The organism is Microbacterium hydrocarbonoxydans, from assembly GCF_011752045.1.
Lineage (GTDB): Bacteria > Actinomycetota > Actinomycetes > Actinomycetales > Microbacteriaceae > Microbacterium.
Genome location: NZ_JAAKXW010000001.1, coordinates 1502406 through 1522669 on the forward strand (window position 1 = coordinate 1502406; position 20264 = coordinate 1522669).

Sequence of the window (20264 nt, forward strand, 5' to 3'; positions counted from 1 at the left end):
ACCGGTGGGGCACGCCCGGTCCGCGACCGGCCGGGCTCGCGCCGCAGTGATCAGGGTTCCGTGCCGCCCTCGACCGGCGGGATCACGATGGGATCCGTCGGCTCCGGCGGGGGCGTCGCTCCGGGATCCGTGGTCCCAGGGTCTGTCGTGCCGGGGTCGGTCGTGCCCGGCTCGGTGGTCTCCGTGTCCGCTCCGGGGTTGCTCGTCCGCGGGCGCTCCTCTTCGACGGGCTCATCCGCCATCAGCGCCACGACCGCGTCACGGTACGCGGTCACAGCCGCAGCGCCCGCCTGCCCTTGAAGCTTCGACGTCCCGACCGCCGCGGCCGCCGCCGTCACGGCCTCCTGAAGCTCGATGTCCGCATTCTCGTACTCCTCGACCAGAGCGGCACCGCTCTCGGCGAACCGCGCGGACAGGGCCTCCAGTGCCGCGGCATGCGCGGTGTCGATCGAGTCGACGCCGGCCCTGATCTCCCTCAGCGCCTCGGTCGTCGCGTCGAGCACATCGAGATGCTCCTGCGCTGCGCCGATCGCGGACCCGACCTCCTCGAGCGAGTCGGCGTCGAGATCGCGCTGTTCGTAGGGCGCCGGCAGATCCGCCAGGACGACCGACTGCAGCGCCGCGGTGTACCTGTCGATCTCGGCGAGGATCTCGTCGGCCACGGCGGGGTCAAGCACGTCCGCCGTCTCGTTCCAGCCCAGCCACGGCGCCGGCGCTTCACGGGCCGCGTCGACGGCGGTTCGCAGTGTCGCCGCATCCGCTGCTCCTGTCTCCAGGCCGGTTCTGAGGCGCTCGTGCGTCGCGGCGAGCGCGCTCTCGGCGCTCCGGATCGACTCCTCGTCGGCGCGGAGCGACTGCATCGCATCGCCGGCCGGGTCGGCGTTCGCGGTCTGCACGCCGGCGACGATGCCGGCGACGGCCAGTGCCGCGATCGCGAGGGATGCCGCGGCCGCGGAGAGCACGTCCATGCGACGACGGGGCCGCTTCCCCGCGGCGGCCGGCTCCCAGGCGAGCGCGGGGGCCGGGTCCGCCTTCGCTTCGGCGACGAGCTGCGCCAGCCGCGCGCCGGAGCGGGGAGATGCCATGTCGATCTCGTCACGCGGATCGCCGATCATCTCCCGCAGGCGGCGCACGGTGTGATGGTCGTCGAAGACCCCCGATTCCTCCTGCGCGCGGGGTCCGCTCGGGAAGAGGTGTGCGAAAGAGGTCATGAGGCTTCCGGGCGCTGGCGAGAGTGCGGATAGTGTTTCACAGACGAACATACCTGTCGCCGGCTGGAGCATCCATGGATCTAATCGACCTCGTGCGGGTTCTGCGACGCAACCTGACGGTCATCATCGCAGGCCTGCTCGTGGGCATCTCCTGCGGTGCCCTGGTCGCGATGCTGACGCCGCAGCGCTTCGATGCGTCCACGGATCTGATGATCTCGGTCTCCGCCGGCGAAGCCGCCACGCCGGTGGAACTCGCCCAGGGGACGAGCTACGCCCAGCAGGTCGTCGAGACGTACCGGACGATCATCACGAGCTCGGCCGTGCTGCAGCCGGTGATCGACGACCTCGGGCTGTCGACCACGCCGGCGGCGCTCGCCGACCGGGTGACGGCATCCGCCGGGCTCCGCAGCACGATCATCACGATCACGGTCCGCCACCCCAACCCCGGCCAGGCGGCGCGCATCGCCAACGCGATCGGCGACAGCTTCTCGACCCTGGTGACGGAGAGCCTCGAGAACGGCACGGCGGATGCCACCCACCGCATCCGCGTGATCTCCCTGCAGTCCGCCCAGGTGCCGCTGATCCCATCGGCGCCGAACGTCAGCATGTCGCTCGTCCTCGGGGCCGTGCTGGGCCTGGCCGCCGGGATCGGCATCGCACTCCTGCGCACCGTGCTCGACACCCGCATCCACGCGCTCGGCGACCTCGAGACGACGATCAGCGCTCCCGTGCTCGGTGGCATCGCCTTCGACCCGAAGTCGATGACCCGCCCGCTCGTCGTCGCCTCGGACCCGCAGGATCCGATCGCCGAGGCCTACCGCACCCTCCGGACCAATGTGCGCTTCCTCTTCCCCCGCGGCGAGCCGGGAGTGTTCGTCGTGACGAGCTCCGGCCCCGGCGAAGGCAAGACCACCACCGCATCCAACCTCGCCATCGCGTTCGCCGAGACGGGACAGCGGGTCGCGCTCGTCGACGCCGACATGCGCCTCCCGCGCGTCGCGGAGCGGTTCGGCATCGAAGGAGGCATCGGCCTGAGCGATGTGCTCGCCGGACGGGTCGCCGTCGGAGACGTCATCCAGCGCTGGGGCCGCGGGGCGCTCTTCGTGCTCCCGGCCGGCACGATCCCGCCCAACCCCGCCGAGCTCCTCGGCTCCCCCGCGATGTCGCACCTCGTCGATGAGCTCACCTCCGTGTTCGACGTCGTCATCATCGACTCGCCTCCGACGCTGCTGGTGACGGATGCTGCCGTCGTATCGCGCTTCGCCACCGGGACGATCCTCGTGGCGGCCGCCGGCACGACCACGAAACCCCGCCTCGCAGACGCCGTGACGCGGATCGAAGCCGCCGATTCGCGTGTTCTCGGTAGTGTGGTCACCATGCTCCCCACGACAGGAGCGGACAGAACTGCATACGGCACGTATGCGTATGGGGCGCAGCGGGCCAAGGTCTGAGCGCACGGGGACAGCGCCCTCCGACAACTGGACGAAAGAATCTCGTGGAACTTCGCGACTACGTGCGCATCCTGCATAAGAACTGGATCCTCATCCTGGTGCTCCTCCTGCTCGGGCTGGGCGGCGGCACCGCCTACGCCCTGCTCCAGGAGCCCAAGTACGTGGCGTCCACGCAGCTCTACGTCTCGGTGCGCACCGAGGGAGCCGCGACCGGCGATCTCGTGCAGGGCACCACCTTCGCACGCCAGATGGTGACCAGCTACGTCGACGTCGTGGGCACCGCACTCGTGCTCGAGCCCGTCATCGAGGAGCTGAACCTCGACACCTCGGTGGGCGCGCTCGCCTCCCGGATCTCCGCGACCACGCCGCTGAACACCGTGCTCATCGACATCGACGTGACGGACACCGACCCCGAGCGGGCGGCGAAGATCGCCGACGCGGTCGCCCAGAGCTTCTCCGCCGCCGTCCAGGGCACGCTCGAGCAGCCCGCGGCCGAGGGGGCGACCAGCCCCGTGCAGATCACAATCACCGAGCCCGCCGCCGAACCGACGGCGCCGACCAGTCCGAACGTCCGGATGCTCATCATCCTCGGCGGCGTCCTGGGCCTGGCCGCAGGCATCGGCATCGCACTTCTGCGCACGGTGCTCGACACCCGCATCCACACCCTGCACGACATCGAGCACATCACCGACCGGCCGATGCTCGGCGGCATCGCCTTCGACCCGAACGCGACCAAGCGCCCGCTCATCGTCCACGACGACCCGCGCAGCCCCCGCGCCGAGTCCTTCCGCACCCTGCGCACCAACCTGCAGTTCCTCGACGTGACGTCGGGCCCGCGGATCTTCGTGGTCTCCAGCTCGGGCCCCGGCGAGGGCAAGTCCACCACGACGGCGAACCTCGCGATCGCGCTCGCCGAGACCGGAGCCCGGGTCTGCCTCATCGACGGAGACCTCCGCCTGCCCCGTATCGCCGACTACCTGGGCATCGAGGGCGGTGTCGGACTCACCGACGTGCTCATCGGGCGGGTGGACACCCCCGACGCCCTGCAGAAGTGGGGCCAGAACGACCTCTACGTGCTCGCCAGCGGCCGCATCCCGCCGAACCCGTCCGAGCTTCTCGGCTCGGCGGCGATGGATCAGGTGCTCAAGCCCCTCGGCGAGTACTTCGACTACGTGCTCATCGACGCGCCGCCGCTGCTGCTCGTCACCGACGCCGCCGTGATCGGCAAGAAGTCTCGCGGAGTGATCCTCGCCGCCGCCTCCGGCAAGACGAAGAAGCAGGAGCTCAGCGGCACCGTCCGCACGCTCGAGACCGCCGGCGTCGACCTGCTCGGCGTCGTCGTGACGATGCTTCCGACCAAGGGGCCGGACAGCTACGGCTACGGCGCATACACGTACGGCTCCACGCACGACTTCGAGCAGGCGCCGACCGAGCTGAGCCCGGCGAAGACCAAGCCGAAGCCGAAGCGGCGCGCCCGCGCGAAGGCCGGCGCCTGACACTCAGGGGCTCGCAGGCGGGCTGGCGAGCGGAGGTCCCGTGCGGTGCCTCATCAGCCCCTCGAAGGCGGCGACGGCGACGAGCCCCACGCAGGCCCCTGCCGTGTTCGCGATCAGGTCGATCACAGTGGCGCCGCGGCCGGAGAGCAGCAGCCCCTGCAGGCTCTCGATCGTGAGAGTCGCGAGGAATCCGAGCGGCAGCACGAGATACCGATGCCGGGGAAGCAGGATCGCGAGGCCGATGCCCAGCGGCACGAAGAGCAGGATGTTCGCGGCGAACTCCACGCGCATGGGCGTCAGGGCCGGCACGATCGCGGCGATCCGTCGCAGCCACGGCGAGAGCCCGAAGTCCGAGGGCGTCGGCCAGAACACGATGTACGCGACGACGAGGCCGTAGACGATCGCCCAGGGCGTCATGTGACGCCACCACGGCACGCGAGCCGAGGCGGGAACGGCCGGCGGCGCAGGGCGCGGCGGAATCTCCATCACGGCCTCTCCTTCCCCCAGTGCTCCCCCAGGAGGAATAGTCTCATACGGTGCGCCTCGGAGTTCTCGACATCGGTTCCAACACCGTCCACATGCTGGCCGCTGACGTCCACCCCGGCGGGAGGCCGCTGGCGGCGACGAGCGACCGGTCGATCCTGCGTCTCATGCGCTACCTCACCGACGACGGCTCGATCTCCGAGGCCGGCGTGGTCGCCCTCGAGACGGCGGTCGCCCGCGCCCGCGAGGTCGCCGAGTCCGAGAAGGTCGACGCGCTGCTCGCGACCGCGACGAGCGCGGTGCGCGAGGCCCGCAACGGCGCCGAGGTGATCGCCCGCATCGAGGCCGCCCTCGGGCAGCCGCTGCAGGTGCTGGACGGCGAGACCGAGGCGGAGCTCACCTTCCTCGCGGTGCGACGCTGGTTCGGCTGGTCGGCAGGCCAGCTGCTGCTGCTCGACATCGGCGGCGGCTCGCTGGAGATCGCGGCCGGCGCGGAGGAGGTTCCCGATGCCGCGGCATCCGTCCCACTGGGCGCCGGACGAATGACGATCCAGTTCCTGCCGAACGACCCGCCGGGCGAGGACGACGTGGAGCGGCTGCGCGAGCACGCGACCACGACCCTGCAGGAGGTGCTCCCCCAGTTCACGGCGCTCCCGCGCCCCGATCACGTGGTCGGATCCTCGAAGGCCATAAGGTCGCTCGCGCGCCTCGTCGGCTATCCGGTGCCCGGCTGGTCGGGAGACGAGCGGATGCTGCTGCCCCGGGCCGCCCTGGGTTCATGGATCCCCCGGCTGGCGCGGCTCCCCGCCTCCGCCCGCCAGGAGCTGCCAGGGATCACCCCGGACCGCACGTTCCAGATCGTGGCGGCAGCCGTCTCGCTGCACGCGGCGATGACGCTGCTCAAGGTCGACGAGCTCGAGGTGTCGCCGTGGGCGCTGCGCGAGGGCGTGCTGCTGCGCTACATCGAGCAGCTCGCCTGGAGCGAGCGCGGCTGAGCCCGCTCTTCATTCAAGTCGAAGAACCATCCCATTCCGTCATTCCGGAATTGCGGGCCGTGGCTGTGCCCACGCCTCCGTGGAGCGCGGTATCACTCTTGTACGGAGCGATGCTCCGCGCGGCACGCCCTCGAGGGAACGGCGGGCCGCACGCCTTGAGGGATTGAGGGATCCGATGGCATACGCACGCGCAACCGAGGCTCCGGGCCCATGACCACCCAACGACAGCCAGGCCGGCACCGCACCAGTCGGCGCCACCGCCGCCAGATGAATCGCTACTACCGCGCCCCGAATCGGAAGCTGGACGCTCTCAAGAGCATCGGGATCGTCGTGCTCGTCACGGCGAGCGTCTGCTTCCTGCTCTGGGCGTTCCTGATCTATCGCTGATCGAGCTCGCCGGGTTCAGCCGCGGGCTCGGCCTTCGGCGAGACCCGGAAGACGAGCTTGTGGTACAGCACGAACCGCACGAGCACGACGACGACGATGCTGACGAGGTTCACGAAGTTCACGATGAATGGACCGGGCGTGCGCCCGAGCGCGGCCTCCGCCGCTTCGACGCCCAGCCACACCAGGAGCGCGCCGAGCCCGGTGCACGCGGCGTTGGTGAGCAGGAACAGCACGAGCTCGTTCACACGGCCGCGGCGGTCGCGGTGACGGAAGGTCCACTCCCTGTTGCCGATGTACGCGTTCACCAGCGCCACCAGCGACGCGATCACCTTCGCCGCGATCACGTCGACACCCCACGCATAGACCAGCAGGTTGAAGACGCCCACCTCGATGAGGGTGCTGACCGCGCCGACGATGAGGAAGCGGCTGCCGACACCGGCGAGTCGGCGCAGTCGAGAACGGATATCCATGGCTCTACTAGGCTACTTCGTGCGCACACCGGCGCTTTCCACCACCGTCTAGGAACCACGTGACCCTCCATCGCCTCGCCATCGTCATGCCGGCTTTCAACGAGGCTGAGGGCATCCGCGGCTTCATCGACGAGATCCGGGAGGCCGTGGCCCCGCTCGCGGACGAGGTCACCTTCCACATCGCCGACGACCGGTCGACGGATGCGACCCCCACCGTGTTCGACGACGTCGCGGATGTGACGGTCGAGGTGCAGCCGGAGAACCGCGGCCACGGACCGACCGCTCTGGCCGCCTATCGCCTCGGACTCGCGGCCGAGCCCGACGTGCTCGTCCACGTCGACGGCGACGGGCAGTTCCACGGCGCCGACTTCCCCCGGCTCATCAACGCCCTCGTCCGCGAGCAGGCCGACGTCGTGCACGGCATCCGCGACGGCCGCACCGACCCGTGGTACCGCAAGGTCCTCACCGCCGCTGTCGGCCTGCTGATCGCCTCGGCCGCCGGACGCCGCGTCCCCGACGTGAACACTCCGCTGCGGGCGTACCGTCCCTCGGCGATCCGCGCCCTCGTCGACGCGCTGCCCGCCGACGCGTCCGTGCCGCACGTGCACTTCTCGCTGGCAGAGGCGCGCTCCGGCTTCCGGGTCCGCTACGTCCGCGTGGCCAGCATCCCTCGGCGCGGAGCATCCGCTCAGGGCACGATGTGGGGCCGCGCCGCCGCCGTGCGCCTCCCCCCGAAGCGCCTCCGCCAGTTCGTCGCATCCGCTCTCCGCGAAGCCTGGAGCCTCTCCCTGCGCCCGTCCGCGCCGCTGCGCAGCATCCGCCTTCCGGAGGCCGCCGCCTCATGACCCGCGCCCGCACGATCCTGTTCTGGGCGATTGCGGCCGCCCTGCTCGTGGGGCATGCGATCCTCGCCTGGCACAGCCTCGTGATCTGGCGCTTCTGGGAGGACGAGGCGTTCAACCTCACCGTGCCCAGGAATCTCCTCGCCGGTCTCGGCTATTCCAGCGACGGCGCCCTATCCGGCTCGATGATCACGCCCTTCGATCCTCGGATCTCCACTGGTCCCGTCGTGCTGCTGCCGGTGGCGGCGCTGCTGGCGACCGGCATCGATCCCGTCATCGCGGCGCGGCTCGTGCCGCTCGCCTACTGGATCCTGCTCCTTGCCGGATCGGCGGTGCTCGGCCACCGCATCGGGGGACGCTGGGCGGCCCTGCTCGCCGTCGCCGTCCCGCTCGCGTTCACGACCAGCGCCGGTTTCTCTCCGATCCAGGGGCCGGCAGACCTCCTCGGGGAGATCCCGGCCGCTGCCCTGATCGTGTGGGCCCTCGTCGTCCTCCCCCGCCGGGCCTGGCTCGCCGGCCTGCTCGTCGGACTCGCGCTCCAGGCGAAGCTCATCGCGCTGCTCGCCCTCCCGGCCTTCGCCGTCGCGATATGGGTGCTCACCGATGGAACCGGCTGGGCTCGCGCAGGGGCCGCGCTCCGCCGCTCCTGGCTGCCGCTGCTCCTCGCCGGAGTGCCCACGCTGCTGCTGGAAGTGGCGGCGCTGCTTACCCTCGGCCCCTCCGGATACGTTCAGCACCTGCGTGCACTCGCCGGCTTCGTGCGCAGCGGCGGTCAGGGCGACGCCGCGACGAGCATCACGCAGAAGCTCGGCACCCTCGCCGATTCCTGGTCGCTCCCCGCGGGAGTGGCGATCGCCTGCGCGATCCTGACCCTCGGACTCGCTGCAGCCGGACTCATCATGTCGGCTCGATCGGCCGCGAAGGAAGACAGGCTGGTGATCGCCTACGGCCTCGCCGCTCTCGTCGGCGCGCTGGCCTTCGTCGGCTGGTGGGCCACGGCATCGCGCCTCCCCCTGTGGGTTCGGCATCCAGCCCCCGGGGTCTTCGCCTTCTTCCCGATCATCGCGGCCGTCGCACTGTGGTCGGTGATGCGGATGCGACCGCACGGCGACGCCGTGCGGGTCGGAAGCACCGCGCGGATCGGCGGGACCGTCGCCGCATCCGCCCTGGCCTTCATCGTCGCCGCGGGAGCAGCGCTCCACATCGCCTCGCTCTCCAGCTCGGACATCTGGCTCCTCGAGCGCCAGCGCGCGGAGATCGAAGCCATCACCGACTGGGTCGCCGAGAACGACATCGAGTGGCTCGCCGCGGAGCCATGGGGCGCGGCCGTCGCCCCGATCGTCATGACCGGAGCCCACGTCGGCCTGTTCGATGCACCGGCCATGGACGGCGTTCCGCGTCTCACCGGCCTCCCCTGCACGACGGAGACGCTCGTCGACAGCGGCACGTTCCGCATCTGCACGGCGCCCTAGCGGCGGGCCCTGCGTCCGGCCTGACACGAAGAACCGGCCGGCGCTGATCGCTCAGCACCGGCCGGTGTCGTCTTCTCGTCAGATCGGAGCGCTCGTCAGATCAGAGCGCGAGGTGCTCCCGCACCACGTCTGCGAGGTGCTCGGCGTGCTTCTGCACCGACTCCTCATCTGCGGCCTCGACCATCACGCGCACGAGCGGCTCGGTGCCGGACTTGCGCAGCAGCACGCGCCCGGACTCGCCCAGCTCGGCCTCGACCGCGCGGACGGCTTCCTGCACGCCCTCGTGGTCGTCCACGGCGTCCTTGTCGACGCCACGGACGTTGATGAGCACCTGCGGGTACACCGTCATGATGCTCGCGAGCTCCGCCGCGGTCTTGTTCTGGCGCGCCATCTCGGCCACCAGGTGCAGGCCCGTGAGCAGGCCGTCGCCGGTGGTGGCGTACTCGCTCATGATGACGTGACCGGACTGCTCGCCGCCGAGGGCGTAGCCGCCGGCGTTCATGTCCTCGAGCACATAGCGGTCGCCGACGGCGGTCTGCCGCACTGTGATGCCGTGCTCGCGCATCGCGACGTGCAGGCCGAGGTTGCTCATCACCGTGGCGACGAGGGTGTCGTCGGTGAGGTGTCCGCGCTCCTTCATCGACACCGCGAGGATCGCCATGATCTGGTCGCCGTCGATGACCTTGCCCTCGGCGTCCACAGCGAGGCACCGGTCGGCGTCGCCGTCGTGGGCGATCCCGATGTCGGCACCGTGGCGCACGACAGCCTCTGCGAGCTTGTCGAGGTGAGTCGAGCCGACGCCGTCGTTGATGTTCCAGCCGTCCGGGTCTGCACCGATCACGATGACTTCGGCGCCCGCATCGCGGAACGTCTCAGGGGAGACTCCTGCGGCCGCGCCGTGTGCGCAGTCGAGGACGACCTTGATGCCGTTCAGGCGGTTCGGCAGCGACGCGAGCAGGTGCACGACGTAGCGGTCCTCAGCATCCGAGAACCGGATGATGCGACCGACGTCAGGACCGGTCGGGCGCAGCTTCTCACCGGCCATGGCCGCTTCGATGCGCTCCTCGACCACGTCGGGGAGCTTGACCCCGCCGCGGGCGAAGATCTTGATGCCGTTGTCCTTCGCCGGGTTGTGCGAGGCCGAGATCATCACGCCGAAGTCGGCGTCGCGGTCGGCGACGAGGAAGGCGAGCGCGGGCGTCGGGATGACGCCCGCCTCGAGCACGTCCACGCCCGAGGAGGCGAGGCCCGCCGCCACGGCGGCCGTGAGGAAGTGACCGGAGACCCGGGGGTCGCGGGCCACCACTGCGGTGAGTCGCTTGCCTGCGGCCTTGCGAGCCTCCGCAGTACGGCCCTGGCCCAGGACGACAGCAGTCGCCTGGGCCAGGGTGAGCGCCAGGTCGGCGGTGAGGACGCCATTGGCGAGTCCTCGCACGCCGTCCGTGCCAAAGATCGGCATCGGAACCGGTGGACCTTAACGCTTCGAGTACTGAGGCGCCTTGCGGGCCTTCTTGAGACCGGCCTTCTTGCGCTCCTTGACGCGAGCGTCGCGCGACAGGAAGCCGGCCTTCTTCAGGGTCGGACGGTTGTTCTCCGCGTCGATGCCGTTGAGGGCACGAGCGATGCCGAGACGCAGCGCGCCGGCCTGACCCGAGGGGCCACCACCGGAGATGCGCGCGATGACGTCGTAGCCGCCGGCGAGGTTGAGGACCGTGAACGGGTCGTTGATCAGCTGCTGGTGCAGCTTGTTCGGGAAGTAGTCCTCGAGCGTGCGGCCGTTGACCGTGATGGTGCCCGATCCGGGGATCAGGCGCACGCGGGCGATGGCCTGCTTGCGACGGCCGACAGCGGCGCCCGGAACGCTCAGCACGGGGCGGGGAGCCGCCTCGACTGCGTCGGTCTCGGGGGTCGAGGTCGAGTAGTTCTGGGGGGTTTCGGTGGTGTCCTGGATGTCAGCCACGAGTATGTCCTTAAGTCTTTACGGCGCTTACTGCGCGACCTGGTCGAGGGTGTACGGCGTGGGCTGCTGAGCGGCGTGCGGGTGCTCGGCACCCGTGTACACCTTCAGCTTCGCCAGCTGCTGGCGGCCGAGGCTGTTCTTCGGGAGCATGCCACGGATGGCCTTCTCCACAGCGCGGACCGGGTTCTTCTCGAGGAGCTCGGAGTAGGTGGTCGCCTTGAGGCCGCCCGGGTAGCCCGAGTGACGGTAGGCGATCTTCTTCTGGAGCTTCTGACCGGTGAGCGCGACCTTCTCGGCGTTCACGATGATGACGAAGTCACCCGAGTCGATGTGGTTGGCGAAGGTCGGCTTGTGCTTGCCGCGCAGGAGTGCGGCGGCGTGCGAAGCCAGACGGCCGAGGACGACGTCGGTGGCGTCGATGACGACCCAGTCACGCTGGACCTGCCCGGCCTTCGGGGTGTAAGTGCGCGTCACGATAGTGCTGCTTTCTTGTTCGAACGGAGAGGTTCGTGAATCCCACTCCGGGGTGGTTCCCAGTGGCCTGAGTTCAGGACTTCGGGGAACACGCCAGTGGAGGGCTCACGTTCGTGGCACCCGGCAGTCGAGTACCAAAGTGACAGCTTACGTCATCAGGGCCGCTTCCCCCAAAACGTGCGCCCCGCCGGACTCGCCGGCGGGGCGTTTCGAGGATGCTCAGGAGAGCTCAGCACGCTCCCCCGCCGTGAGCACACGCAGGCGGTCGCCGCGGCCGGCGTGCTCGAACATGCCGATCAGGCGCTCACGCGTCTCGGAGAAGTGGAACCAGCCCTCGGCGTGCACGGGGACGATCATGGCATCCGCCAGCACCTCCGCGGCCTCGAGCGCGGTGCGGGCGTTCAGGGTGAGGTCGACGTCGCCGAAGCGGCCGACGTTCGCCGCCCCTGCGAAGAGCACCGCGATGTCGATGCGAGGGAATCGCCCGGCGATCTCGCGCACGAGGTCGACGGAGGCGTTGTCCCCGGAGACGTACACGGTCGGCTCGCCTTCCGCCTCGAGCACGAACCCGGTGACGACGCCGGTCAGCGCCTCGGCACCCTCCGGGCCGTGCAGGGCGGGCACAGCCGTGATCACCACGTCGCCGACGCGGTGCTGCCGCCACGGCGCGAGGCCGGTGATGTGCGGGATGCGCGCGGCGGAGTCCTCGGTGCCCAGCACGAGCGGGATCTCCGGGAGCAGCGCACGGCCGGCCTCGTCGAGGTTGTCCTCGTGCTGGTCGTGCGAGAGGAGGACGACGTCGATCGGGCCGACGGCGGATGCCGGCACGGCGGGTCCCGTGAGCTTGTACAGCGTGATCGGGCCGGGGTACTCCCGCGGCTCGTCGAACGTGGGGTCGGTGAGGAAGGACAGTCCCGCATAGGTGAAGTGCAGGGTCGGACCGCCGACGAGAAGGGCTGAGATCGTTGTCATGGCCCCAGTCTTCGGCATCCGCTCGTCGGCCTCCAGTGGCCTGAAGGCGCGTGTTCGATAGGATCAGGCCATGTCTGATCCCGGTCGTCGCAGCCGTGTCGCCGTGCTGGCGTTCCCGCACATCAGCCCCTTCCACCTGTCCGTCCCGACTCTCGTGTTCGGCGGCGCCGGGCTCGACGGCGTCGAGGGCCTGTACGACGTCACGGTGTGCGCCGAGCATCCGGGGTCGATGCCGACCGGCGCCGGGTACGCGATCCAGGTGGATGCCGGACTCGAGGCGATGGCGGAGGCCGATCTCGTCGTGATCCCGAGCTGGCGCGAGTCCGTCTCCCCCTCCGCGGAGCTGCTCGACGCGGTGCGCGCGGCACACGCCCGCGGGGCGCGCATCGTCGGGCTGTGCCTGGGGACCTTCGTGGTCTCTGCATCCGGGGTCGCTGACGGACGGGAGGTGTCCACGCACTGGTCGGCCGCGCCGCGCCTCTCGGCGGCAGAGCCCGCCGTGACCGTTCGGGAGGACGTTCTGTGGACCGACCTCGGCGACGTCATCACCTCCGCCGGCGCGGCTGCAGCGCTGGACTGCTGCCTGCACATCGTGCGCTCCGACCACGGCAGCCTCGCCGCGGCCGCACTCGCCCGGGCACTCGTGCTCGCCCCTCATCGCACCGGTTCGCAGGCGCAGTACATCCCGGCCCCCGTTGTGGCGGCATCCGCGGACGACCCGATCGGCCGGGCCATGCTGTGGGCGCGCGCGCACCTCGCCGACCCGATCGACGTGGACACCTGGGCGGCCTCGGTGCACCTCTCCCGGCGCACGTTCACGCGCCGGTTCCGCGAGCGCACCGCGAACAGCCCGCAGCAGTGGCTGCTCGACCAGCGCGTCGACGCCGCCCGCACCCTGCTCGAAGGCGGCGACGACACCGTCGAGCGCATCGCCGAGCTCGCCGGATTCGGCAGCGCCGTGTCGCTGAGACTGCACTTCCGTCAGCGCCTGGGCGTGAGCCCCGCCGCGCACCGGGCCGCGTTCCGCGTCGGCGCGGCCTGAGGGGTACGCATGTGGCGCGCCGGGGCACCCGCCCCGGAACTCGAGCGTCAGTGCGGCCGTGCGGTGACCAGGATCGGGCGGTGGTCGCTCGACCCCTGCGGGAGCGTGGTCACCTTGTCGATCTCGAAGCCCACAGAGGTCGCGAAGTCGTAGTGCCCGCGGAACACGCGGTAGCGGGTGTAGGTGTGGTCGTCGCTGAGCGTGAGCGCGTAGCCGTGGTCGCGGACCGTCTGGCCGAGGTTCTCCTTGAACACCGGGTAGTTGTAGTCGCCGACCATCAGCACCGGCAGCCCCTCGCCGAGCTTCTCCAGCTCGGTGAGCGCCGCACGGATCTGATGCCGGCGGAGCGAGTTCAGCGCGGTCAGCGGCGCGGCGTGGAAGGAGGCGACGATCATGTCGCGCCGGTCATCGATGTCGTGCAGCCGCACGCCGAGCACGCGCTCATGCGCCGGACGCAGCAGGTGGTCGTGCAGCGACTTCTTCAGCCCGATCGTCTTCACCGCATCCATCCGGAAGACGCTGCTGCGGTAGTACACCGCCAGGCCCAGCCGGTTGCCCTGCGTCGCCAGCGCGAGCACGAGGTCGCCCACCCGCGGAGGCAGCTCCTGCACATCGCACTCCTGCAGGCAGAGGACGTCCGGGTCGTGCTGCTCCTGCAGCGCGACGAGTTCGCCGGCCGCCCGATGCTTGCGCAGGTTGTAGGAGATGACCTTCATGATCGCTCCTACGCTACTCGCGTCCGCCCCGCGAGCGGGGACTTCTCCGGGTGTCGCCCCTCCTGTCGGACGCGGTGCCCGAAGGCGGGCGTCACTCGCCGGGGATCTCGCGGCGGGCGCGCGTCTGCTCGGCCCGTGCCGACAGCAGATCGTCGGCCGGATACCCGACCTCGGTCAGTGTCAGTCCCCGCGCGGCGAGGACCTTGAACTCGCTGGTGCGCTCGAGGGCATCGCGGAGCACCACGAGGTCGTCGACATCGAGTCGCCCCTCGCCCACTGCGGCGCAGGCGCCGACGAGGGCGCGCACCATGCTGTGGCAGAAGGCGTCGGCCTTCACCTCCGCGACGAGCACGCCGAGCTCGTCGCGCGTCCAGCGGTAGTCGAGCAGCGTGCGGATCGTCGTGGACTCCTCGCGCGGCTTGCAGTACGCAGCGAAGTCGTGCAGTCCGATGAGCGTGCGGGCGGCGGCATCCATCGCCTCGGCATCGAGCGCGCCGCGGTGGGTCGTCGTGTCGTGCCGGCGCAGCGGGTCGTAACCGGACGACTCGTCGGCGAGCCGGTAGCGGTAGCGCCGCCACACCGCGGAGAACCGGGCGTCGAACCCGTCCGGGGCGATCGACGACCGCGTGACGGTCACGTCGGGGTAGGCGCCGAGCACCCCGCGCATGCGCCCGGCGATCGAGCCGGCAGGGTCATGCGCCGCGCGGCCGTGCCTGGCCTCGATCCGCGACCACTGCGCCTCGTCGAGGTCGACGTGCGCCACCTGACCGGCGGCGTGCACGCCGGCATCCGTCCTCCCGGCGACGACGAACTGCACGTCGCTGCCGACGATGCGGGCCAGGGCCGCCTCCAGGGTGCCCTGCACGGTGCGCAGATTCGGCTGCTTGGCCCACCCGCGGAAGTGGGTGCCGTCATAGGCGATGTCGAGGCGGATGCGCACGGAGAAAAGCCTAGGGCAGGCTCGACCCGAGCCTCAGCGCTCGACGAGGATGCCGTCCTCGTCGCTGTACAGGCGCGCCCCGACCCGGAAGGTCACGCCGCCGAACTCGAGCGTCACGTCCGCCTCCCCGGTGCTGAGCTTCGTGCTCTTGCGCGGGTTCGTGCCGAGCGCCTTCACACCGAGATCGAGCCCGTCGACCGCGACGCTGTCGCGGATCGCGCCGTGGATCACGACCCCCGCCCAGCCGTTCGAGACCGCCAGCTCGGCGATCATGTCGCCCATCAGCGCCCGGTTGAGGGAGCCTCCGCCGTCGACGACGAGCACCGCTCCCTCGCCCGGAGTCGAGAGCACCGACTTCAGCAGCGCGTTGTCCTCGAAGCAGCGCACCGTGCGGATCGGGCCGTCGAACGCGCGCCGCCTCCCGAAGGAGCGCAGCTGCAGCGGCAGCGACTGGATGCCCTCCTCGAGCTCGTCGTACAGGTCGGCGGTGGCGACGGTCATGTCAGATCCCTCCATCGATCGAGCGCGGGAACTCTGCGGCGTCCTCCGGCACCATGACCTCAGTCTGCCGGTTCAGGCTCTCGCCGCGGAAGAACCGCTTCGAGCGCGGGAACAGGTACCAGACGAACATCAGCACGAGGCCGACGGCCAGCGAGCCGATGCCGACCACGAAGGTGCCGCCGATGCCGAAGAGCACGGTGTAGCCGTAGTCGACGTCCCACATGTCGATCGCGGACTGCACGAACGCGCCCGTGAGCAGGAGCGCCCCGATCAGCGGGAACAGCCCCTTGAAGAGGAAGTCCCGCGGCGAGCGGCGCAGGTCGGCCCGGAAGTACCAGACGCACGCGAAGCCGGTGATCGCGTAGTAGAACGCGATCGCAAGACCGAGCGAGAGGATCGAGTCCTGCAGGATGTTGTCGCTGATCAGGGTCATGCCGACGTAGTACGCGATGGCCACGACCCCCATGACGATCGTCGAGAAGGACGGCGTCTTGTAGACGGGATGCACGTCCTTGAACTTCTCGGGGAGGGCGCGGTAGACACCCATCGCCAGAGTGCCGCGGGCCGTGGGGAGGATGGTGGTCTGGGTCGAGGAGATCGACGAGATGATGACGGCGACGACGAGCACCCAGCCGAACGGACCGAGGAGTCCGTCTTTGATGGCGAGGAAGAAGTCGTCGGCGTTCGCCTCATTGCCGAGCCCCGGCCCGTCTTCGCCGAGGCCGGCGTACATCATCGCCGCGATGGTCACGGCCACGTAGGTGAAGAGCAGGATGACGGTCGTGAGCAGCGCCGCACGCCCGGGGATGCGCTTCGGGTCCTTGGTCTCCTCGTTCAGCGCGAGACAGGTGTCCCAGCCCCAGTAGATGAACAGGGCGAGCAGGATCGCCTCGGTGAAGCCCGACCAGGAGGTGAACGCGAACGGGTTCATCCACTCCCAGGAGAACGGGATCGCGTTCGGGGCGTTGCCCGTGGCGATCTGCCAGAAGACCGCCACGATGAAGACCACGAGTGCGAGGTACTGGACGCCGAGGAGCACGTTCTGGATGCGCTCGCCGATCTCGACCCCGCGCCAGCTCACCCACGTCATCGCGGCGATGAACAGCACGGCGACGAGCACGACCCGCAGATCGTTGTTCTCCAGGTCCTGTCCGAACAGCGCCCAGAAGTACACCGAGGCGATCTGCGCGAGGTTCGCGAGCACGACCATGCCTGCGACGGCGACGCCCCAGCCGCCCATCCAGCCGATCCATGGGCCGAACGCCTTGGTGCCCCAGGTGAACGTGGTGCCGCAGTCTGGCACCGCGTTGTTGAGCTCGCGATACGCGAAGGCGATGAGGAGCATCGGGATGAACGCGAGGATGAACGCGATCGGCGCCTGCGCGCCGACGGCGAGGACCACCCAGCCGAGAGTCGCGACCAGCGAGTAGACCGGTGCGGTGGAGGCGAGGCCGATGACGGTGGATCCCCAGAGTCCCAGCGTGCCGGCCGCCAGCCCCTTGCCGTCGGGTCGTTCCAGGTGGATGGGCGTCGTTGACATGAAGTGAACAGTAGGGCCGCCGCGGTTCCCTGGTCAAGTTACGCGTTTTCGCGACGGAATCCGTGTGCGTCAGCCCCGTGGTGCGACTGAATCCGTTTCGGTACGAGTCGAGCGTCCCAGCATGCCGTCCGAGTGCTCCGCGACCCACTCGACCAGCGGCAGCATCCGCTCCATGAGGTCCCGCCCGAGCGGGGTCAGGCTGTACTCGACGTGCGGCGGCACCGTCGGGAAGGACTCCCGATGCACCAGCCCGTCGTCCGAGAGCGTGCGCAGAGTCGACGCGAGCATCTTCTCGCTGATGCCGCCCACCTCGCGGCGCAACTCGCTCCACCGGCGGGTGCCGTCCGAGAGGGACGACAGCACGAGCACGCCCCACTTGCTCATGACGTGATCGAGGATGACACGGGTGCTGCATCCCGGGTCGAAGACCATCGGCGTGGATGCCTTTATCTGCGCAAAACTCACCGTCATGTAGGTACCTTACTTCAAAGTGGGTACCCTTCTGTTGGAATGTTCATGACCGCGGATGCTGTTGTCCCGGGTGATCCCAACGAAAGGACTCACCCATGACCATCCTCGTCACCGGCGCGACCGGGCAGCTCGGCCGCCTCATCATCGAGAGCCTGATCGAGCGCGGAGCCGACCCGCAGTCGATCGTCGCCGGAGCGCGCGACGTCGCGAAGGCCGCCGATCTGGGCGTGCGCGTCGCCCGTCTGGACTACACCGAGCCGGAGACGGTCGCCGCGGCGCTCGAGGGCGTCGACACCGCGATCCTCGTGTCGAGCTCCGAGGTCGGTCAGCGCGTCGCGCAGCACCAGGCCGTCATCGACGCCGCCGTCGCGGCGGGTGTCTCGAAGTTCGTGTACACGAGTGCGCCGAAGGCGACGACCAGCGCGCTCGTGCTCGCGCCGGAGCACAAGGCGACCGAGGAGCTCATCGCGGCATCCGGCCTGCCCGCGGTGATCCTCCGGAACAACTGGTACTCCGAGAACTACGCGGCCGACGTGGCCCGCGCCGCCGAGACCGGCGTGATCGCCGCCGGCGTCGGCGAGGGACGCGTCGCCTCCGCCAGCCGTAAGGACTTCGCGGATGCCGCCGCCGTCGTCGCGCTCGAGGACGGCCACATCGGCGAGGTCTACGAGCTCGGCGGCGACGTCGCCTGGGACTACGCGCACCTGGCCGAGGTCGCCACGGAGCTCGTCGGCCGGCCCGTCGAGTACCGCGCGCTCGCGTTCGACGAGCAGCTCGCCGCGCTGCAGTCCGCCGGCCTCGACGAGGGCACTGCGGGATTCGTCGCCGCCCTGGACGCCGGCATCCGCGACGGCGCCCTCGCTGACACCGACGGCACCCTCTCCCGTCTCATCGGCCGGCCGACCACTCCCCTGATCGAGGGGCTCCGCGCGGCCGCCGCCTGACCGGCATCCAGTCAGGCCCGATCTGATTCCGGTCGCAGTTCGGCACAGTCCGCGGCACACGCACCGTGCCGAACTGCGACCGGAGCCCCAGCGACAACGTGCTGTATCCCGATATACGCGTCATGAAACACAGTTCCGATGATCTCGACACTGAGGACCAGGATCGGAACCACTATCGATGACCCAGCACGCACATGTCACCAAACAGCCGCTTTCCGAGGACGTCTTCCGTCATGTGGCGTCACGCATCGTGGTCGGTGACCTCACTCCCGGGAGCTACATCCGTGACGTGGAGATCGCGGCCGAACTGCATGTCTCACGCACCCCGGTTCGTGAAGCCCTGCTGCGATTGGAACGCCTCGGCATGGTGTCGATCCAGCCAAGTCGCTTCACCGTCGTGACCTCGGTCACGATTGAGGAGATCACGGAATCGATGGAAGCGGCGGGCTATTACGCGGGCGCCCTGGCCCGGATGGCGATCGGCCGAATGACTGCGGAGCAGCGGGCAGAGGCGATCGCCCTCGTCGAAGCCCTCGGTCGTGTGCTCGAGGATCCCGTCGCCTCCGCGAGCACGCGGATCGACCTCCTCACCTGCCTCCGAAGGCACGCCTGCAATCGCTTCTATCAGCTTCTGTCGGATGAATGGGTCATCGTCCTTCGGAGGAATCTCCGACTTTTCGTGCCGAGTGCCGATGACCTCGATCAGATGCGCAGAAGCTGCCGCGAACTGCAGCGGGCGATGAGAACCGGCGACGCCGAGTTCGCCGAACGTGCGGCGCGCGCTCTTCACCTCATTGCGTGAATTGCCGAGCACAAGTCGCCGACCGCATCCGAAGAATGCCGATATTGCGCTCGTCTTCGCGTAATAGTCGTCATCGTTGACCGTCCTCTGTCTGGGGAGGAGAGGCGTTTCGCAGGGTTATTACCTCCCCCGCCCCGAAATGCCTCTCCTCTTCCGCAACACCTGATGGCACGAGGCTCCCTAATACATATCGATATTCAGGTCGGGATACCGATATTCCGAGTAAGAATCGCGAAGCGCCCGGTATCTGTCTAATGAAGGCAAATGACGCTGCATCGAGGGAGCAGCGCACAGAACTGGGGGCTTCCATGAACCGAACGACCGAGCACGACGCGAACCGAAGCGGCGGGATCACGCGTCGCACGATGACGAAGGGGCTCGCCTGGTCGACACCGGTGGTCGCCGCCGCGGTCGCGATGCCGCTCGCTGCCGCGAGCACGAATCCTCCGGGGTGCGGGTGCCTGCAGACCGGTTCGCTGGGCGCCTTCACCGCACAGTCGGTCACCGTCCTCAACCTGGGAACGGTGACCGGGAGCATCGTCTTCAACCTCGACAGTTCGGCTTGCGACACGGGGTTCTTCAAGCCCGGCTATACGATCGTCGGGGTCGGCGGCAGCATCTCATTCAGCGACAACACTAAGCACGACTACACGATCGGCGGCACGACGGGTGTGGGGACGATCGGCCAGATCAGCGGCTTCACGTCGACCTTCTCCGTTCTCGGCAACGTGAACATGCCGAACGACCTCTTCCCTCCCTACACTCCGAAGGTCCCGACGCGACTGTGCATGACCTTCACGGCGATCTTCATCCCCATCCTCCCCATTCCCCAGGTCGAGTGCACCTACAGCCTGTGCTTCGACATCACCTCGCCTTCGAGCGTGGGCACGGTCATCGCGGGAACGGGCACGGTGAACTGGAGTGACCTGACTCCGAGCAACCCCGTGCTGGCCAGCATTTGAGTCGCAGACCTGTGGTCACCGATCTCCGCGGCGGCTCTGCGAAATCCCCGTCCCGGGCTCAGCGGTCGAGAGCCCGACGCAGATACGACCGAAGAATGCGACGCTATTACCGAACGCCCAATTCGGCCGTGGA

At 69.4% G+C, this 20264-nt stretch carries 22 protein-coding genes; 10 read left to right on the forward strand and 12 right to left on the reverse strand.

Annotated features, from left to right (window positions below; all coding sequences use genetic code 11):
- Positions 1-50: 50 nt before the first annotated feature.
- Positions 51-1211, reverse strand: a complete 1161-nt coding sequence (locus tag G6G98_RS07015) for a hypothetical protein (RefSeq protein WP_164232959.1) — start codon at positions 1209-1211, stop codon at positions 51-53.
- A gap of 74 nt (positions 1212-1285) precedes the next feature.
- Between G6G98_RS07015 and G6G98_RS07020 the strand changes: the two genes are divergently transcribed.
- Together G6G98_RS07020 and G6G98_RS07025 are read left to right on the forward strand one after the other, a co-directional pair.
- Positions 1286-2662 carry a polysaccharide biosynthesis tyrosine autokinase gene (locus tag G6G98_RS07020; protein WP_164232957.1) on the forward strand — a complete coding sequence of 459 codons (1377 nt, stop codon included), beginning with the start codon at positions 1286-1288 and terminating at the stop codon, positions 2660-2662.
- Between the two features lie 44 nt (positions 2663-2706).
- Positions 2707-4158 (forward strand): polysaccharide biosynthesis tyrosine autokinase, encoded by a 1452-nt coding sequence (locus G6G98_RS07025; protein WP_164232955.1) that lies wholly within the window; start codon positions 2707-2709, stop codon positions 4156-4158.
- Positions 4159-4161: 3 nt separating this feature from the next.
- Here G6G98_RS07025 and G6G98_RS07030 read toward each other — a convergent pair whose 3' ends face one another.
- Positions 4162-4644 (reverse strand): VanZ family protein, encoded by a 483-nt coding sequence (locus G6G98_RS07030; protein ID WP_164232953.1) that lies wholly within the window; start codon positions 4642-4644, stop codon positions 4162-4164.
- Positions 4645-4694: 50 nt separating this feature from the next.
- Between G6G98_RS07030 and G6G98_RS07035 the strand changes: the two genes are divergently transcribed.
- Both G6G98_RS07035 and G6G98_RS07040 read left to right on the forward strand, forming a co-directional pair.
- The gene (locus G6G98_RS07035) at positions 4695-5636 is read left to right on the forward strand and encodes a Ppx/GppA phosphatase family protein (protein ID WP_164232951.1); all 942 of its coding nucleotides are present in this window, start codon (positions 4695-4697) and stop codon (positions 5634-5636) included.
- A gap of 210 nt (positions 5637-5846) precedes the next feature.
- Complete coding sequence (locus tag G6G98_RS07040) at positions 5847-6023, forward strand: hypothetical protein (RefSeq protein ID WP_164232949.1); 177 nt, start codon at positions 5847-5849, stop codon at positions 6021-6023.
- Here G6G98_RS07040 and G6G98_RS07045 read toward each other — a convergent pair.
- On the reverse strand, positions 6014-6493 hold the full coding sequence (locus tag G6G98_RS07045) for a GtrA family protein (RefSeq protein WP_067349358.1): 480 nt from the start codon (positions 6491-6493) through the stop codon (positions 6014-6016). The two genes, G6G98_RS07040 and G6G98_RS07045, sit on opposite strands and share 10 nt — an antisense overlap.
- 59 nt (positions 6494-6552) lie before the next feature.
- On the opposite strand from G6G98_RS07045, the gene G6G98_RS07050 reads away from it, so the two are divergent.
- Together G6G98_RS07050 and G6G98_RS07055 are read left to right on the forward strand one after the other, a co-directional pair.
- Positions 6553-7338 carry a glycosyltransferase family 2 protein gene (locus G6G98_RS07050; protein ID WP_164232947.1) on the forward strand — a complete coding sequence of 262 codons (786 nt, stop codon included), beginning with the start codon at positions 6553-6555 and terminating at the stop codon, positions 7336-7338.
- On the forward strand, positions 7335-8807 hold the full coding sequence (locus G6G98_RS07055) for a hypothetical protein (RefSeq protein WP_164232945.1): 1473 nt from the start codon (positions 7335-7337) through the stop codon (positions 8805-8807). The genes G6G98_RS07050 and G6G98_RS07055 overlap by 4 nt, the downstream gene beginning before the upstream one ends.
- A gap of 100 nt (positions 8808-8907) precedes the next feature.
- Here the strand turns inward: G6G98_RS07055 and glmM are convergent, their stop codons facing one another.
- The 4 genes from glmM to G6G98_RS07075 form a co-directional block, all read right to left on the reverse strand.
- On the reverse strand, positions 8908-10266 hold the full coding sequence (gene glmM / locus G6G98_RS07060; protein ID WP_164232942.1) for a phosphoglucosamine mutase: 1359 nt from the start codon (positions 10264-10266) through the stop codon (positions 8908-8910).
- 15 nt (positions 10267-10281) lie between these two features.
- Positions 10282-10767 (reverse strand): 30S ribosomal protein S9, encoded by a 486-nt coding sequence (gene rpsI, locus G6G98_RS07065; RefSeq protein ID WP_067349346.1) that lies wholly within the window; start codon positions 10765-10767, stop codon positions 10282-10284.
- Between the two features lie 27 nt (positions 10768-10794).
- Positions 10795-11241 carry a 50S ribosomal protein L13 gene (gene rplM, locus G6G98_RS07070; RefSeq protein WP_067349343.1) on the reverse strand — a complete coding sequence of 149 codons (447 nt, stop codon included), beginning with the start codon at positions 11239-11241 and terminating at the stop codon, positions 10795-10797.
- Between the two features lie 219 nt (positions 11242-11460).
- Positions 11461-12213 carry an MBL fold metallo-hydrolase gene (locus G6G98_RS07075; protein ID WP_243842030.1) on the reverse strand — a complete coding sequence of 251 codons (753 nt, stop codon included), beginning with the start codon at positions 12211-12213 and terminating at the stop codon, positions 11461-11463.
- Between the two features lie 70 nt (positions 12214-12283).
- Here G6G98_RS07075 and G6G98_RS07080 point away from each other — a divergent pair, with 70 nt between their 5' ends.
- On the forward strand, positions 12284-13255 hold the full coding sequence (locus G6G98_RS07080) for a GlxA family transcriptional regulator (RefSeq protein WP_164232938.1): 972 nt from the start codon (positions 12284-12286) through the stop codon (positions 13253-13255).
- A gap of 47 nt (positions 13256-13302) precedes the next feature.
- Here the strand turns inward: G6G98_RS07080 and G6G98_RS07085 are convergent, their stop codons facing one another.
- The 5 genes from G6G98_RS07085 to G6G98_RS07105 form a co-directional block, all read right to left on the reverse strand.
- Entirely contained in the window at positions 13303-13971 is a 669-nt protein-coding gene (locus G6G98_RS07085; protein WP_067349332.1) for an endonuclease/exonuclease/phosphatase family protein, read from the reverse strand.
- A 91-nt stretch (positions 13972-14062) separates the two neighbouring features.
- Positions 14063-14911 carry a tRNA pseudouridine(38-40) synthase TruA gene (gene truA / locus G6G98_RS07090; RefSeq protein ID WP_164232935.1) on the reverse strand — a complete coding sequence of 283 codons (849 nt, stop codon included), beginning with the start codon at positions 14909-14911 and terminating at the stop codon, positions 14063-14065.
- A gap of 33 nt (positions 14912-14944) precedes the next feature.
- On the reverse strand, positions 14945-15412 hold the full coding sequence (gene rraA, locus G6G98_RS07095; protein WP_164232933.1) for a ribonuclease E activity regulator RraA: 468 nt from the start codon (positions 15410-15412) through the stop codon (positions 14945-14947).
- 1 nt (position 15413) lies between these two features.
- Positions 15414-16952, reverse strand: coding sequence for an APC family permease (locus tag G6G98_RS07100; protein ID WP_067349321.1), 1539 nt, complete (start codon positions 16950-16952; stop codon positions 15414-15416).
- A 69-nt stretch (positions 16953-17021) separates the two neighbouring features.
- Positions 17022-17423, reverse strand: a complete 402-nt coding sequence (locus G6G98_RS07105) for a winged helix-turn-helix transcriptional regulator (protein ID WP_164232931.1) — start codon at positions 17421-17423, stop codon at positions 17022-17024.
- A 95-nt stretch (positions 17424-17518) separates the two neighbouring features.
- Between G6G98_RS07105 and G6G98_RS07110 the strand changes: the two genes are divergently transcribed.
- The 3 genes from G6G98_RS07110 to G6G98_RS07120 all read left to right on the forward strand — a co-directional run bounded on the left by G6G98_RS07110 (position 17519) and on the right by G6G98_RS07120 (position 20131).
- Positions 17519-18367: an SDR family oxidoreductase gene (locus tag G6G98_RS07110; RefSeq protein ID WP_067349315.1), complete on the forward strand. Its 849-nt coding sequence runs from the start codon at positions 17519-17521 to the stop codon at positions 18365-18367.
- 178 nt (positions 18368-18545) lie between these two features.
- A complete protein-coding gene (locus tag G6G98_RS07115; RefSeq protein ID WP_164232929.1) occupies positions 18546-19169 on the forward strand; it encodes a GntR family transcriptional regulator in 624 nt (207 codons plus the stop codon).
- A gap of 254 nt (positions 19170-19423) precedes the next feature.
- On the forward strand, positions 19424-20131 hold the full coding sequence (locus G6G98_RS07120; RefSeq protein ID WP_166706068.1) for a hypothetical protein: 708 nt from the start codon (positions 19424-19426) through the stop codon (positions 20129-20131).
- Positions 20132-20264: the final 133 nt, after the last annotated feature.

What these genes read in the sequence shown, in the direction of transcription:
- G6G98_RS07075 (WP_243842030.1), bottom strand. Translation starts at nt 12,213, where the DNA reads ATGACAACGATCTCAGCCCTTCTCGTCGGCGGTCCGACCCTGCACTTC.
- G6G98_RS07115 (WP_164232929.1), top strand. Translation starts at nt 18,546, where the DNA reads ATGACCCAGCACGCACATGTCACCAAACAGCCGCTTTCCGAGGACGTC.
- G6G98_RS07030 (WP_164232953.1), bottom strand. Translation starts at nt 4,644, where the DNA reads ATGGAGATTCCGCCGCGCCCTGCGCCGCCGGCCGTTCCCGCCTCGGCT.
- G6G98_RS07110 (WP_067349315.1), top strand. Translation starts at nt 17,519, where the DNA reads ATGACCATCCTCGTCACCGGCGCGACCGGGCAGCTCGGCCGCCTCATC.
- G6G98_RS07100 (WP_067349321.1), bottom strand. Translation starts at nt 16,952, where the DNA reads ATGTCAACGACGCCCATCCACCTGGAACGACCCGACGGCAAGGGGCTG.
- G6G98_RS07080 (WP_164232938.1), top strand. Translation starts at nt 12,284, where the DNA reads ATGTCTGATCCCGGTCGTCGCAGCCGTGTCGCCGTGCTGGCGTTCCCG.
- G6G98_RS07085 (WP_067349332.1), bottom strand. Translation starts at nt 13,971, where the DNA reads ATGAAGGTCATCTCCTACAACCTGCGCAAGCATCGGGCGGCCGGCGAA.
- G6G98_RS07015 (WP_164232959.1), bottom strand. Translation starts at nt 1,211, where the DNA reads ATGACCTCTTTCGCACACCTCTTCCCGAGCGGACCCCGCGCGCAGGAG.
- glmM (WP_164232942.1), bottom strand. Translation starts at nt 10,266, where the DNA reads ATGCCGATCTTTGGCACGGACGGCGTGCGAGGACTCGCCAATGGCGTC.
- G6G98_RS07105 (WP_164232931.1), bottom strand. Translation starts at nt 17,423, where the DNA reads ATGACGGTGAGTTTTGCGCAGATAAAGGCATCCACGCCGATGGTCTTC.
- G6G98_RS07040 (WP_164232949.1), top strand. Translation starts at nt 5,847, where the DNA reads ATGACCACCCAACGACAGCCAGGCCGGCACCGCACCAGTCGGCGCCAC.
- rraA (WP_164232933.1), bottom strand. Translation starts at nt 15,412, where the DNA reads ATGACCGTCGCCACCGCCGACCTGTACGACGAGCTCGAGGAGGGCATC.
- G6G98_RS07055 (WP_164232945.1), top strand. Translation starts at nt 7,335, where the DNA reads ATGACCCGCGCCCGCACGATCCTGTTCTGGGCGATTGCGGCCGCCCTG.
- G6G98_RS07045 (WP_067349358.1), bottom strand. Translation starts at nt 6,493, where the DNA reads ATGGATATCCGTTCTCGACTGCGCCGACTCGCCGGTGTCGGCAGCCGC.
- G6G98_RS07120 (WP_166706068.1), top strand. Translation starts at nt 19,424, where the DNA reads ATGAAGGCAAATGACGCTGCATCGAGGGAGCAGCGCACAGAACTGGGG.
- G6G98_RS07020 (WP_164232957.1), top strand. Translation starts at nt 1,286, where the DNA reads ATGGATCTAATCGACCTCGTGCGGGTTCTGCGACGCAACCTGACGGTC.